The following is a 14187-nucleotide window of genomic DNA, read 5'->3' as shown; positions in this document are numbered from 1 at the left end:
TATGCAAGAAGAAAACCCACTAGAATTCAACAATAGAATACCTTTAGAAGAGCTAAAAACTTCGGTTGAAGCCATAAAAGGTGAACTGGCTAAAGTTATTATAGGTCAGGAAGAATTTATAAAACTGCTCATTGTAGGCTTACTAACCGATGGACATGTTCTCATTGAAGGTGTGCCCGGAATTGCCAAAACTATTACGTCCAAATTGTTTGCTAAATCCATACATACTGGTTTTAGCAGAATTCAATTTACGCCAGATTTAATGCCTAGTGATGTTCTAGGAACTTCGGTATTAAAAACTGACAACTCTGATTTTGAGTTTAAAAAAGGTCCAATTTTTTCTAATATCGTCTTGATTGATGAAATCAATCGAGCTCCTGCGAAGACACAGGCCGCTTTGTTTGAAGTGATGGAAGAAAAACAGATTACTATGGATGGCGTTGAGTACAAAATGCCACCACCATTTATGGTGATAGCTACTCAAAATCCTATAGATCAAGAAGGAACCTACGCTTTGCCTGAAGCTCAGCTGGACCGCTTTTTATTCAAATTAAAAATCGATTATCCAAATTTAGAAGAAGAGGTAAGAATTCTCAAATCTCACCATTTGCGCAAGTCCAAGTCAGCCATGGATGAGGTCAAAGCCGTCATGGATATTGAAACACTCTTAAAATTCAGAGATCAAATACACGATATTGTTGTAGAGGATAAAATCTTCGATTATGTGGCAGAAATTGTTTTACAAACTAGATCTCATCCTCACCTTATCTTAGGAGGTTCTCCTAGAGCTTCTTTATCCATATTGAAAGCAGCAAAGGCATTTGCCGCTATACAAGGTAGAGATTTTGTGACCCCCGAAGACGTAAAGTCCAGTCTTAAACCTGTATTAAACCACAGAATTATTCTGTCTCCAGAGAAAGAAATGGAAGGGACTACACCAGAGCAAGTCATCGATTTAATCCAAAATACTATAGAAATCCCTAGATAGTGCGTCAATTTTTTTCATCTCTTTATTTTGGGCAAACATTCTTCAAAATCCTTTATGGTTTTTCGGGGCTGTATTTGCTTTCGTTTTGGTTTCATAGCCTGTTCAGCATTAGCACTGTGCTTTTAATAATATTTAGCCTTGTCTTAGCTATAGATCTTTACAGACTTTACCAAAGAGATGGCTTTTTTGCTTCTCGAGAAGTCGCGCCTAAATTTTCGAATAGCGATGCAAATCCTGTCCGTATTGGTCTTACCAATCTTTATCCATTTACAATCCACATCGATATTATAGATGAGATTCCGAAACAATTTCAAAAGAGAGATTTTTTAAAATCTTGGACTGTCCAGGCAAACTCGAAAGATAAATTCTCTTATACCTTAACACCAGTTCAAAGAGGTGAATATAGGTTTGGTTTTCTCAATTGCTATGTGAGTTCAAAGTTAGGGTTAGTCAAAAGGCGCTTTAGGTTTGAAAATGAATCTTTAGTAAAAGTATACCCTTCTTTTATGCAGATGAGGGCTTTAGACTTTATGGCAATCGACCAGAAAATGAGTCAATATGGGATGAAAAAAATCAGAAAGATTGGGCATACCATGGAGTTTGAGCAAATTAAAACCTATGTGATAGGCGACGATATTCGGACAATCAATTGGAAGGCCACTGCCAAACATAGAAGTTTGATGGTGAACCAATATCAAGATGAAAAATCTCAGCCCATTTATAACATCATTGACGTGGGCCGTGTGATGAAAATGCCCTTTGAAGGTTTATCCTTACTGGATTATGCGATAAATTCTTCACTTGCCTTTAGCAATATCGCCCTAAAGAAAAACGACAAAGTGGGGATGCTTACTTTTGCAGAAACCGTCCAAAATCATGTTCCTGCCAATTCCAAAAAAACTCACTTAAATACGCTTTTGGAAACCTTATATGGGATCGATACAGGATTTTCAGTTTCTGACTTTAATCGACTTTATGCCAATTGTAAACGATCGATTACGCAGCGTAGTTTATTGATGTTGTACACAAACTTTGAGCATATCACCAGTTTAAAACGACAGTTGCCCTACCTTAGAGCCATTGCCAAGTCACACCTTTTAGTGATTATTTTCTTTGAAAATACTGAATTGGAGGATATGGCTTCACATAAAACAAGCAAGGTGAGTGAAATTTACGAAAAAACAATTGCTCAAGAATTCGTCTACAACAAAAAGCTAATGGTAAAGGAATTGGAAAGAAATGGTATACAAGCCCTATTGACCAAACCTAAAGATCTGTCTGTAAACACTATCAACAAATATTTAGAAATCAAAGCAAAAGGACTTTTATAAATGACACTTATTTTCGCTACACATAATCCAAACAAGGTAAAAGAAATACAAGCCTTGTTACCCGAGCACATTCAACTTAAATCTCTTCACGATATAGGTTTTGAGGAAGACATTGAGGAATATGGAACTACCATAGAAGCTAATGCGAAAATTAAAGTTGAGGCCATTGTAAAGAAATACAACTTACCTTGCTTTGCCGATGATACAGGATTGGAAGTGAAGGCCTTGGACGGTAAGCCTGGGGTAAAATCCGCTCGCTATGCCGGAGAAGATAAAAATGATGACGCCAATAAAAGAAAACTCCTTAAGGATCTAGAACAGTATGTAGATAGGTCGGCAAGATTTAAAACAGTGATTTATTATAAAAACCAAGGAGTAGAATATCAATTTACAGGGATTTGTGAAGGAGAAATCACAAAAGAAGAGTCTGGAAACGGGGGGTTTGGCTACGATCCTATCTTTAAACCTAAGGGGCATTCACAAACTTTTGCTGAAATGCAATCGGCTCAAAAAAATAAAATAAGTCATAGGAGTTTAGCCTTTCAACAGCTCATAGAATTTTTGAAAGTATAAAATAAATACAATAACCCCATGTAACCAATACAGGAATACTTACATTTGCATTTATTTTTAAAATATATATGACTACATTTGAATCATTAGGCTTAAGCCCTGAAATCTTGAGAGCAATCGAAGATTTAGGATTTGAGTCCCCGAGTGAAGTACAGGAGCAAACAATTCCTGTTTTACTCGAAGAGGCAACCGATATGGTTGCACTAGCCCAAACGGGTACAGGAAAAACAGCCGCATTCGGTTTTCCTCTTATTCAGAACATTGACCTCAATTCCAAAAAAACACAAGGTTTAATTTTATCTCCAACGCGTGAATTGTGTATGCAAATCACCAACGAGCTAAAACAGTATTCAAAATACTACCAAAACCTCAATACTGTTGCAGTATATGGAGGTGCGAGTATTACTGACCAAGCCAGACAAATTAAGAAAGGAGCGCAAATCATTGTAGCGACACCTGGACGTATGAAAGATATGATCCAGCGAAATATTATTGATATTTCGAATATCAGTATTTGTATCTTGGATGAAGCGGATGAAATGTTGAACATGGGTTTCTTTGAAGACATAAAAGAAATTTTAGCTCATTCTTCAGATCAAAAAAACACATGGTTATTTAGTGCAACGATGCCAAAAGAGGTATCGATTATTGCTAAAAAATTCATGAAAAATCCAAAGGAGATTACTGTTGGGCAGAAGAACATCTCTACAAAATCTGTAAGCCATGAGTTCTTTATCGTGGGTGGCAGAGACCGTTATAGTGCCGTAAAGCGTGTGGTTGACGCCAATCCAGACATCTATGCCGTCGTCTTTTGTAGAACCAAAAGAGACGCTCAAAAAGTAGCTGAAAAACTCATTGAAGACGGGTATAGTGCTTCTGCTTTACATGGAGATTTGAGCCAAGCTCAAAGGGATATGGTGATGAACAGTTTTAGAAGAAAGCAAATCCAAATGTTAGTAGCAACCGATGTTGCTGCTCGTGGAATTGATGTAGATGATATTACTCACGTGATCAATTACCAACTCCCAGACGAAATTGAAATTTACACTCACCGGAGTGGAAGGACTGGTCGTGCTGGTAAAGAAGGTAAATCTTTGGTCATTGTCACTAAAAGTGAAGTGAGAAAAATTAGACAAGTCGAAAAAATGATCGGACAGAAATTCACTCAAGAGGAATTACCTTCTGGAGATGAAATTTGTAAACGTCAATTGTTTCACTTGGCAGAAGAGATTAAAAAGACTGAGATCAATCATGCGATAGATCCTTTTATCCCAAGTCTAGAAGCAGAATTCGAAGAGCTAAGCAAAGAAGATATTATTAAAAAATTCTTCTCTGTTGAATTTTCAAGGTTTCATAACTATTATAAAAATGCTCCAAAAGTCGCTCAGCACTCTGCCGATGATTCTTATTCCTCAGGAAAAGATTATGGAGATGAAACTCGTTTTTTCATAAATATTGGTGAAAAAGATGGTTTCGACTGGATGTCGATGAAAGACTTCTTAAAAGAACAGTTGAATCTAGATCGTGATGGAGTTGCTAAAGTCGATGTTAAAAACACCTTCTCATTCTTCAATGTTGCTACAGATGATGTTGAAAAAGTAGAGGCTGTTTTTGAAAGCTTTATGCTAAAAGGTAGACACGTAAATGTTGAGATCACCAAAGATCAAAAGAGCGGCGGTGGTGGCGGCAAAAAAGGTGGCGATAAGTCACGAGATCGTAAACCTAGAAAACGATTCGACAAGAGTAAATCTTCTGATTTTAAAGGTAAAAAACCAGGAGGATCCAATGTTAAAAGTTCTTTTGAAAGAAGACGGAAGAAGAACTAAATTAAGGTTTTAAAAAAGTCATTTCGGAGTCATCTAATTGCTTCGAAATGACTACTTTCAACATATATGAAATTCAAAACCATTTTAAGTTTGTTGGTGATTATCACCTATTCCTCTTTAGTTTGTAGTCAAGAGAAAGAACTACAAACCATAACAGGTGTAGTGATGAATGCTTCCAATGATAAACCCTTGGAAAACGTAAATATCGTAAATATCAATACGGTAAAAGGGTCTACTACCAATATAGATGGTCAGTTTAATGTAAAAGCTCATATCAGTGATACGCTTTATCTCTCCTATTTGGGTTTTAGATCTATTCAAGTAAAAATTACTGAAGATTGGGTTAAGTTTGGTGATGTAAAAATCAAAATGACAGAATCTGCAATTGCACTTCAAGAAGTGCAACTTCAAGAAATCCAACTGACTGGTTATTTAGAAATCGATGCTAGAAATATTCCTATCTACGATAATTACAGATACAGTATTTCGGGTTTAGATTATGCATACGAAGGAGGCAACTACCAAAAAAGCGCTATTTCTAAGGTTCTTCAATCTATTTCCAATCCTGCAGATTTACTCTACAAAACGTTCAGTAGTAAAGACAAGCAGATGCGCCGTTTACGAAAAATGAAAATGAACGAAAGTATAAAGGATATCCTTCAAGATAAATTTGATCGAGAAACTCTTTCCGCAGTTTTACAAATCAGTAAAGACGATATAGATCAAGTTTTGGATAAATGTAATTATTCTAGAGACTTTATTACCACTGCAAACGATTTACAAGTGCTCGACGCGATAAGCAATTGTTACGAAGAATACAGAGCCATCAATAGATAATAATTTGAAACACATCAGCATACTTACCGGAGCAGGTATAAGTGCCGAAAGTGGTGTAAAGACTTTTAGAGACCACGACGGACTCTGGGAAGGTCATGATGTTATGCAAGTAGCAACACCCCAAGCCTTTGAAAAAAATCCTGGTTTTGTCCTAGACTTCTATAATATAAGAAGGCAGCAATTACTTACTGTTCAACCCAATTTAGCACATCAGCGTTTAGTAGATCTTGAAACGCAATTTAACGTAGATATCATTACTCAAAATGTAGATGATCTTCATGAACGTGCTGGGAGTTCACGTGTAACTCATCTTCATGGTGAGCTTATGAAAGTAAGAAGTACCTTTGACCAAGATCTTATTTATGATTGGAAAGATGATTTAAATCTTGGTGATTTTTGTGAACACCATTATCAATTAAGGCCTCATGTGGTATGGTTTGGAGAAGCCGTTCCGATGATAGAAAAAGCAATTGACATCTTAAAACAAACTGATGTCCTCATCATTATTGGAACTTCGATGCAGGTTTATCCAGCCGCAGGACTTATCGATTTTGCTCCCTCCTCTACCCCCATTTATTTTATAGACCCCAACCCCAACATATCAGATTCGACTGGTGTACATCTATATGCTGAAAAAGCAACCACAGGAGTAGATAAATTGGTTCGAAAGCTTTTAGCATAAGCAGTACACTATCGTGTTCTATACCCTGAAAAGGAGTAAAAAGTAAGGCTACATTCCATAAAAATATGCTTACGAAAGCTTATATTTGCTAGCGAAATAAAATAGTATTCCATGAATTCGCTTGATGCAATTTCCCCAATAGATGGCCGATATGCCAACAAAACTGAATCTCTCCGAAAGTACTTTAGCGAACATGCTTTAATAAAATATAGAGTAAGGGTAGAAATAGAGTATTTTATAGCCTTATGCGAACTACCACTTCCACAGCTAGAAAGCTTTGATCCTTCCCTATACCCAAAATTAAGAGCCATTTATTTGGACTTCAGCCTAGAAGATGCTCAGAAAATTAAGTCCATTGAAAGCATTACTAACCATGACGTGAAAGCTGTAGAGTATTTTATCAAAGATCGAATGGATCATTTAGACTTAAAGGCCTCCAAAGAATTTATTCATTTTGGATTGACCTCTCAGGACATCAACAATACTGCAGTCCCTTTAACCTTGCTAGAGGCTGTTCAGGAAGTATATATTCCACAATTGGAAAAGGTTTTAGAAAAAATTAAAATAAAAGCCAAAGAGTGGAAAGATATCCCAATGCTGGCAAGAACACATGGTCAACCCGCCTCTCCTACTCGACTCGGCAAAGAGTTTGAAGTTTTTGAAGTGAGACTTCAAGAACAATTAAACCAACTAAAAACTATTCCGTCGTCTGCCAAATTTGGTGGAGCTACAGGAAATTTTAATGCGCACAAAGTAGCTTACCCAAGTATTGATTGGAAAGCTTTTGGAAAAGATTTTGTAGAAAGACGACTTAAGTTGAAACATTCGTTTCCAACAACTCAAATAGAACATTACGATAACATGGCTTCTACTTTTGACGCTATGAAGCGAATTAATACTATTTTACTAGATCTGAATAAGGATATTTGGAGCTATGTTTCTATGGATTACTTCAAGCAAAAGATAAAAGAAGGTGAAATTGGTTCTTCAGCTATGCCCCACAAAGTAAACCCAATTGATTTTGAGAATTCTGAAGGAAATCTAGGCATTGCCAATGCATTACTTGAGCATCTCTCTGCAAAATTGCCCATTAGCAGACTTCAAAGAGACCTAACAGACAGTACAGTTTTAAGAAATCTGGGCGTACCTCTAGGTCATATGCTTATTGCACTTCAATCTACCGGGAAAGGACTTGATAAATTAGTTTTAAATCCAGAAAAGATTCAAGCAGATTTAAATGCTAACTGGGCTGTCGTAGCCGAAGCCATACAAACAGTTTTAAGACGTGAAGGTTTCGAAAACCCTTATGAAGCTCTTAAAGGATTGACTAGAACTCACTCTAAAATTGACGAAAAAAGCATTTCAACTTTCATCGATACACTTAAAGTGTCTGAAACTGTCAAAACTGAACTTAAAGCTATTACGCCTTCGAATTATACAGGAATTTAAATATGAGTAAAACAGCAGCTTGGATTTCAGCAGCTAGATTACGAACCTTACCGCTATCCATATCTGGAATTTTGGTGGGAACTGCTCTTGCTTTGCCGTCCAACCAATTTGATGTAAGTATTTTCTGGTTAGCCATCGCCACCACTTTGGGGTTACAAATTTTATCAAATTTCGCGAATGATTACGGCGATGGGGTTAAAGGCACCGATAACGATGAGCGTATTGGGCCTATGAGAGCTTTACAAAGCGGGGTTATTTCTGGTAAGGAGATGAAGAAGGGCATCATCTTAACATCAATCGTAACAGCCATACTCGCCTTGAGCTTAATTTATATCAGTTTTGGCAAAGAAAATTTTTTTCTGAGTTTGCTATTTATTGGCTTAGGAGCGTCAGCAATTATTGCCGCTATTAAATATACAGTTGGCGATTCTGCCTATGGGTATAAAGGTTTGGGAGATATATTTGTCTTTCTTTTTTTTGGAATCATGAGTGTTTTAGGCTCCAATTTTCTGATGACAAAGCAATTGGACGTTTGGCTATTTTTACCAGCAATTAGCATAGGGTTGTTGAGTAGCGCAGTTTTGAATTTGAACAATATGCGAGACGAATTGAGTGACCGCAACTCAAAAAAAATGACTTTGGTGGTTAAAGGCGGGAAAAAGTTTGCAAAACCTTACCATTTCTCATTGATACTTTTGGCTTTCATCTGTATGGTAATTTTCCTTAATCTAGACACCTATTCTAGCTACAATTGGATATTACTCCCCTTACTAGCCTTTATTCCTTTAGCAATTCATCTTAGGAAAATATACCACTATACAGATCCTAAAACCTTAGATCCTGAATTGAAAAAAGTTGCTTTAAGTACCTTTGCGCTTGGTTTTATTCTATTTTGGATAGTATTCTTAGAATTTTAACCGAAAGCAGTATTGGAAAACTTGAATTTGATGCTTTAATTCGTAAATTGATAAAAAATTATTTGATGGATTTTAAAAAGAAAATGTTACGAGATGATGCCTTAGAAGGCAAAACAATTATAGTAACTGGAGGCGGAAGCGGTCTGGGTATGTCAATGACCCGTTATTTCCTAGAACTTGGAGCTAATGTTGTCATCACCAGCAGAAACTTGGAAAAGCTTAAGGCTAGTGCAAAAACTCTAGAAGAAGAAACCGGAGGAAAGTGTTTACCGGTTCAATGTGATGTGAGGCACTACGATGAAGTTGAGCATATGATAGAACAAGCGCATACCGCTTTTGGTGAAGTAGATGTGCTTTTAAATAATGCTGCGGGAAATTTCATTTCTCCAACAGAACGATTGTCTGCAAACGCCTTTGATACTATTATCGATATTGTTTTGAAGGGCAGTAAAAATTGTACACTTGCTTTAGGTAAATATTGGATAGACAAGAAACAAACTAATAAAACAGTACTTAGTATAGTTACCACCTACGCTTGGACGGGTTCTGGTTATGTTGTACCAAGCGCCACTGCAAAAGCTGGTGTTCTTGCCATGACCAGATCCTTGGCTGTGGAATGGGCTAAATATGGAATTCGATTTAACGCGATTGCTCCGGGACCATTCCCTACCAAAGGGGCATGGGATAGGTTATTACCAGGAGATCTGAAAGAGAAATTCGATCTTGCTAAAAAAGTACCGCTTAAACGCGTTGGCGATCATCAAGAATTAGCTAATCTCGCCGCTTATTTGGTGTCGGATTTTGCACATTACCTTAATGGAGAGGTGATTACCATTGATGGTGGTGAATGGCTAAAAGGCGCAGGTCAATTTAATCTATTGGAAATGGTGACACCAGAGATGTGGGATCAATTAGAAGAAATGATTCGCTCTCAAAAAAAGAAATAACTCCTAACTTTCTATCGTTATAATTAATTGGAGAGTGCTGACATGCCACAATAAATTGTAATTTTACATCAGAAAATTCGAAAAACTTTATGGGTAAGATAATTTCAATTGCAAACCAAAAGGGCGGTGTAGGTAAGACTACAACGGCTGTAAATCTAGCTGCTGCTTTAGGTGTTTTAGAAAAAAAAGTACTATTGATCGATGCAGATCCTCAAGCCAACGCTACATCTGGACTCGGTATTGATATTGAAACAGTAGAAATAGGGACTTACCAACTTTTGGAACATACCAAAAAAGCAGAAGAAGCCATTATGGACACTGATTCACCAAATCTGGAGTTGATCCCTTCTCACATTGATTTGGTTGCCATTGAACTTGAACTTGTAGATGTGGAGCGAAGAGAATACATGCTTAAAGAGGCTTTGTTACCTATTAAGTCTAAATTTGATTACATTCTTATCGACTGTGCTCCTTCCTTAGGCTTATTAACATTAAATGCGTTAACGGCTTCAGATTCGGTATTAATTCCTATTCAATGTGAATATTTTGCTTTAGAAGGTTTAGGTAAATTGCTTAACACTATTAAAAGTGTACAAAAAATTCATAATGAACACTTAAGCATTGAAGGCTTGTTACTAACGATGTATGATTCTAGACTGCGTTTATCCAACCAAGTGGTGGAAGAAGTAAAAAAACACTTTAATGATATGGTTTTTGAAACAATCATCCAAAGGAATGTGCGTTTAAGCGAAGCTCCTAGTTATGGTGAAAGCATTATAAAATACGATGCAGCTAGTAAAGGAGCCAATAATTATTTAAGTTTAGCTGAAGAAATTATTAAGAAGTCAAATTAAAAGTTAATGGCGAAAACGACAAAGAAAAAAGCTCTCGGTAGAGGCCTATCGGCTTTATTGAACGACCCAGATAATGATATTAAATCTGCAGCAGATAAAAATGCAGATAAGGTTGTAGGTAGTATAGTAGAATTGAGCCTTGAGGCCATTGAGGTAAATCCATTTCAACCTAGAACGAGTTTTAGTGAAGATGCCTTAAAGGAATTGGCCTCTTCTATTAGAGAACTTGGCGTGATCCAGCCTATTACGGTCAGGAAACTTGAATTTAACAAGTACCAGCTAGTTTCTGGAGAACGCCGTTACCGAGCTTCCAAAATGCTTGGTTTAGAGACTATTCCCTCTTATATAAGGATTGCGAATGACCAAGAGTCTTTAGAAATGGCTTTGGTAGAAAATATACAACGCCAAGACCTCGATCCTATAGAAATCGCCTTGTCTTACCAAAGATTGATGGATGACATCGATTTAACTCAGGAAGAATTAAGCGATAGAGTGGGTAAAAATAGATCTACAATTGCAAATTACCTTCGCCTTTTAAAGCTAGACCCTATCATTCAAACAGGAATGAGAGACGGTTTTTTGAGTATGGGCCATGGTAGAGCACTTATAAACATCACCGATACAGATATTCAGCTTCAAGTGTATGAGCGTATTCTTAAAGATAAGCTCTCTGTAAGAGATACGGAGAACTTGGTGAGACACATGCAACAAAATAAAGGCACATCTAAGCCTTCCTCTAAAGAGGTAAAAGTTGATGAAAAAAAGACAAAAGCCTTAAAACAAATCGCTTCCTACTTTGGGGCTAAAGTTGAACTTAAAGTCAACAAAAAAGGAAATGGAAAACTTATTGTTCCATTTTCTTCAGAAGAGGATTTCCAAAGAATCAAAAAATTAATACAAGGTGATTCGTAAATTTTTTTTCACTTCCATATTTATCCTAGGTTGGTGTTCGTGTTCGTTTAGTCAAGCACAAGATAGTTTGACTATTGAATCCACAATGACGTCTACCAAAAACGCTTTCAAATTGGATCTATACGATCCTTTAGCCCCTGCTAGATCTGCCTTTTACTCAGCTATTTTACCGGGATTGGGACAAGCTTATAATGGTAGTTATTGGAAAATTCCTTTGGTTTATGCTGGCATAGGAACAAGTCTATATTTAGTACTTCAAAATGATACGGAGTATCAACGCTACAGAAACGCTTATAAACGAAGATTAGCTGGTTTTCAAGATGATGAATTTCAAAATATTCTTGAGAATGAGGGTTTGATTAACGCGCAAAAGCAATTTAGACAGAACAAAGAATTTGCTATTTTAGCAACGGTAGCTTTTTATTTACTCAACATTGTAGATGCAAATGTAGATGCACACTTAAAGCAATTTGATGTTTCTAAAGATCTTACGCTTAGACCAAATTTTGAGCCTAATTTCATGAGTGGAAACATCGACTATGGGTTAACTTTGAATTTTAAATTGAATTAAATGAAACTCGCTATACTTGGCTACGGTAAAATGGGTAAAACCGTAGAGAATATTGCAACCTCCAGAGGTCACGATATTGTTTATAAGACCTCAGATAACTTAGACATAGACCGCTTAAAACAAGCAGAAGTCGCTATAGACTTTAGTACTCCTGAAGCCGCTTATTTTAATATAACTTCTTGTTTGGAAAATAAAATAGCCATAGTGTGTGGAACTACCGGCTGGCTAAATCGATATGAGGATGCGGTTAAACTTTGTGAATCACAGGTTGGTAAGTTTTTGTATGCGTCCAACTTTAGTATAGGAGTAAATGTTTTTTTTGAATTGAATTCTCAACTCGCTAAAATGATGTCTGGGTTGAAGGAGTATAATGTTAAGCTAAAGGAAGTTCACCATTTGGAAAAGAAAGACGCCCCTAGCGGCACCGCCATTAGTCTTGCTGATCATATTATAAAAGAAACCGAGTATACAAATTGGTCCTATCCACCAGAAAATTCAGAAAATTCAATCCCTATCGAAGCTGAAAGAAAAGCAGGAGTTTTTGGTTTTCATGATGTGACTTATAATTCTATTATTGATACCATAACCATTTCTCATAATGCAAAATCCAGAGAAGGCTTTGCTCATGGAGCAGTAATAGCTGCAGAATGGATACTTAAACAACACGCCGGAGTATATTCTATGAAGGATGTCCTTCAACTCAACTCTTCAACCTAACGCTATTGATTATGTCATTTTTCGATTTATTACTTTTTATTCTATTTATACAAGTCCTACACTTTTTTGGCACCTGGAAATTATACCAAAGTGCTGGTAGACACTGGTGGGAAGCTGCTATTCCAGTTTACAATGCAATTGTGCTTTTCAAAATTATCAATAGACCATGGTGGTGGGTTTTTCTTCTATTTGTTCCTATCGTTAACCTAATTATGTTTCCAGTTATTTGGGTAGAAACAGCTAGGAGCTTTGGTAAGAACACGACAACAGACACCATTCTTCAGATCTTAACTCTGGGACTTTATACTTATTATATAAACTACTTTACGTCCCATACCTACATTGAGGATAGAAGTTTAAAGGCGAAGTCAAAATCGGGTGATTTTGTGGGGTCAATCCTTTTTGCTATTGTGGCTGCAACTATAGTTCATACCTATATCATGCAACCCTTCACGATACCAACCTCCTCCTTAGAAAAAACTTTGTTAGTTGGTGATTTTCTGTTTGTCAGTAAATTCCATTATGGAGCAAGAGTTCCACAGACAGCGATTTCGTTTCCTATGGTTCACGATACTATACCTTTGGCTGGTGTAAAATCATATACAAAAGAGCCCCAATTACCATATATGAGATTGCCAGGTTTTCAAACTGTTCAGCGCAACGATATTGTAGTATTCAACTGGCCTGTAGATACTGTGAGAATGTTTAGGGACAATTCTGGTAAACATTACGACAAACCTATAGACAAGAAGTCCAACTACGTAAAGAGAGCTGTGGGTGTCGCTGGAGATTCACTAGAAATTGTAGATGGTAAAATCTTGGTTAATAATACCCCTTTACAACTTTCAGAAAGAGCTAAACCGCAATATTCATATTTAGTACAAGGTAAAGGTCAAGGCTTCAACATGAGAAGTCTGGTCGAAATATACGGGATCACAGATGGGCTGCAATGGATTGACAGAGAGAGAGATCTGTATCAAGTTAATGCGATTACAGAAGATAATTTAGCAAAATTTGAAAATCATCCCAATGTAAAAACGGTTCAACGCATTATTTCCCCGAAAGGAAAAGCTGATGCTGGTATTTTTCCAAACAACGGAAAAGTAGATTGGAATAGAGACAACTTTGGCCCCATTTATATTCCTGAATCTGGACAAACAGTACAACTGGATTTAGAAAGTTTTTCTTTATACAGAAGAGTCATTGAAGTTTATGAAGGAGAAGAAATGGGAATCGATCAGAAATTGGAGGTAAGAGGCTCTCAAGTTTATCTCAATGGAAATCCTGTAGATGAATATACCTTTAAACAAGATTACTATTGGATGATGGGAGATAATCGCCATAATAGTGAAGACAGTAGATATTGGGGATATGTACCCCAAAATCATGTGGTTGGCAAGCCAGTTTTTATCTGGATGAGTCTAGACGGTAATGCAAGTAATTTGGTTGACAAAGTAAGATGGGAACGTCTATTTACAACTGTAGGTGGCGAAGGAAAACCCACTTCCTACCTTGTGTACTTCCTTATTGGTATTGTTTTAATAATAGGGTATAATTACTTTATCAAAAAGAAAAAATAAGAG

14 protein-coding genes are annotated in these 14187 nt (G+C 36.7%); all 14 read left to right on the top strand.

All coding sequences use genetic code 11. The features are described 5' to 3' along the window. Nucleotide 1 precedes the first annotated feature (1 nt). The 14 genes from PGOND44_RS12410 to lepB all read left to right on the top strand — a co-directional run bounded on the left by PGOND44_RS12410 (nt 2) and on the right by lepB (nt 14184). Nucleotides 2-988: an AAA family ATPase gene (locus tag PGOND44_RS12410; RefSeq protein ID WP_003442895.1), complete on the top strand. Its 987-nt coding sequence runs from the start codon at nt 2-4 to the stop codon at nt 986-988. Further along, complete coding sequence (locus PGOND44_RS12405; RefSeq protein WP_003442893.1) at nt 988-2319, top strand: DUF58 domain-containing protein; 1332 nt, start codon at nt 988-990, stop codon at nt 2317-2319. The genes PGOND44_RS12410 and PGOND44_RS12405 overlap by 1 nt, the downstream gene beginning before the upstream one ends. Further along, nucleotides 2320-2892 carry an RdgB/HAM1 family non-canonical purine NTP pyrophosphatase gene (rdgB, locus tag PGOND44_RS12400; RefSeq protein ID WP_003442891.1) on the top strand — a complete coding sequence of 191 codons (573 nt, stop codon included), beginning with the start codon at nt 2320-2322 and terminating at the stop codon, nt 2890-2892. Between the two features lie 68 nt (nt 2893-2960). Next, on the top strand, nt 2961-4718 hold the full coding sequence (locus tag PGOND44_RS12395) for a DEAD/DEAH box helicase (RefSeq protein ID WP_003442888.1): 1758 nt from the start codon (nt 2961-2963) through the stop codon (nt 4716-4718). A 66-nt stretch (nt 4719-4784) separates the two neighbouring features. Next, nucleotides 4785-5555: a carboxypeptidase-like regulatory domain-containing protein gene (locus tag PGOND44_RS12390; protein ID WP_003442885.1), complete on the top strand. Its 771-nt coding sequence runs from the start codon at nt 4785-4787 to the stop codon at nt 5553-5555. A 4-nt stretch (nt 5556-5559) separates the two neighbouring features. Next, complete coding sequence (locus PGOND44_RS12385; RefSeq protein WP_003442883.1) at nt 5560-6237, top strand: SIR2 family NAD-dependent protein deacylase; 678 nt, start codon at nt 5560-5562, stop codon at nt 6235-6237. A gap of 111 nt (nt 6238-6348) precedes the next feature. Continuing rightward, the gene (gene purB / locus PGOND44_RS12380) at nt 6349-7686 is read left to right on the top strand and encodes an adenylosuccinate lyase (protein WP_003442881.1); all 1338 of its coding nucleotides are present in this window, start codon (nt 6349-6351) and stop codon (nt 7684-7686) included. Between the two features lie 2 nt (nt 7687-7688). Further along, on the top strand, nt 7689-8603 hold the full coding sequence (gene menA, locus PGOND44_RS12375) for a 1,4-dihydroxy-2-naphthoate octaprenyltransferase (protein WP_003442879.1): 915 nt from the start codon (nt 7689-7691) through the stop codon (nt 8601-8603). 65 nt (nt 8604-8668) lie between these two features. Then, complete coding sequence (locus PGOND44_RS12370) at nt 8669-9550, top strand: SDR family oxidoreductase (protein WP_003442876.1); 882 nt, start codon at nt 8669-8671, stop codon at nt 9548-9550. Nucleotides 9551-9639: 89 nt separating this feature from the next. Further along, on the top strand, nt 9640-10404 hold the full coding sequence (locus PGOND44_RS12365) for a ParA family protein (RefSeq protein WP_003442874.1): 765 nt from the start codon (nt 9640-9642) through the stop codon (nt 10402-10404). A 6-nt stretch (nt 10405-10410) separates the two neighbouring features. Beyond that, nucleotides 10411-11316: a ParB/RepB/Spo0J family partition protein gene (locus tag PGOND44_RS12360; RefSeq protein WP_003442873.1), complete on the top strand. Its 906-nt coding sequence runs from the start codon at nt 10411-10413 to the stop codon at nt 11314-11316. Then, nucleotides 11306-11887 (top strand): DUF5683 domain-containing protein, encoded by a 582-nt coding sequence (locus PGOND44_RS12355; protein WP_003442871.1) that lies wholly within the window; start codon nt 11306-11308, stop codon nt 11885-11887. Before PGOND44_RS12360 ends, PGOND44_RS12355 begins: the two co-directional genes overlap by 11 nt. Further along, a complete protein-coding gene (dapB, locus tag PGOND44_RS12350; RefSeq protein ID WP_003442870.1) occupies nt 11888-12604 on the top strand; it encodes a 4-hydroxy-tetrahydrodipicolinate reductase in 717 nt (238 codons plus the stop codon). Nucleotides 12605-12615: 11 nt separating this feature from the next. Next, nucleotides 12616-14184, top strand: a complete 1569-nt coding sequence (gene lepB, locus PGOND44_RS12345) for a signal peptidase I (protein ID WP_003442868.1) — start codon at nt 12616-12618, stop codon at nt 14182-14184. Nucleotides 14185-14187 lie beyond the last annotated feature (3 nt).

It is taken from the genome of Psychroflexus gondwanensis ACAM 44, from assembly GCF_000355905.1.
GTDB classification, from domain to species: domain Bacteria; phylum Bacteroidota; class Bacteroidia; order Flavobacteriales; family Flavobacteriaceae; genus Psychroflexus; species Psychroflexus gondwanensis.
Note: the sequence above shows the minus strand (reverse complement) of the source record. Positions and strands in the feature narration are given on the sequence as shown.

What these genes read in the sequence shown, in the direction of transcription:
- rdgB (WP_003442891.1), top strand. Translation starts at nt 2,320, where the DNA reads ATGACACTTATTTTCGCTACACATAATCCAAACAAGGTAAAAGAAATA.
- dapB (WP_003442870.1), top strand. Translation starts at nt 11,888, where the DNA reads ATGAAACTCGCTATACTTGGCTACGGTAAAATGGGTAAAACCGTAGAG.
- PGOND44_RS12365 (WP_003442874.1), top strand. Translation starts at nt 9,640, where the DNA reads ATGGGTAAGATAATTTCAATTGCAAACCAAAAGGGCGGTGTAGGTAAG.
- purB (WP_003442881.1), top strand. Translation starts at nt 6,349, where the DNA reads ATGAATTCGCTTGATGCAATTTCCCCAATAGATGGCCGATATGCCAAC.
- PGOND44_RS12390 (WP_003442885.1), top strand. Translation starts at nt 4,785, where the DNA reads ATGAAATTCAAAACCATTTTAAGTTTGTTGGTGATTATCACCTATTCC.
- PGOND44_RS12410 (WP_003442895.1), top strand. Translation starts at nt 2, where the DNA reads ATGCAAGAAGAAAACCCACTAGAATTCAACAATAGAATACCTTTAGAA.
- PGOND44_RS12360 (WP_003442873.1), top strand. Translation starts at nt 10,411, where the DNA reads ATGGCGAAAACGACAAAGAAAAAAGCTCTCGGTAGAGGCCTATCGGCT.
- PGOND44_RS12370 (WP_003442876.1), top strand. Translation starts at nt 8,669, where the DNA reads ATGGATTTTAAAAAGAAAATGTTACGAGATGATGCCTTAGAAGGCAAA.
- PGOND44_RS12395 (WP_003442888.1), top strand. Translation starts at nt 2,961, where the DNA reads ATGACTACATTTGAATCATTAGGCTTAAGCCCTGAAATCTTGAGAGCA.
- menA (WP_003442879.1), top strand. Translation starts at nt 7,689, where the DNA reads ATGAGTAAAACAGCAGCTTGGATTTCAGCAGCTAGATTACGAACCTTA.
- lepB (WP_003442868.1), top strand. Translation starts at nt 12,616, where the DNA reads ATGTCATTTTTCGATTTATTACTTTTTATTCTATTTATACAAGTCCTA.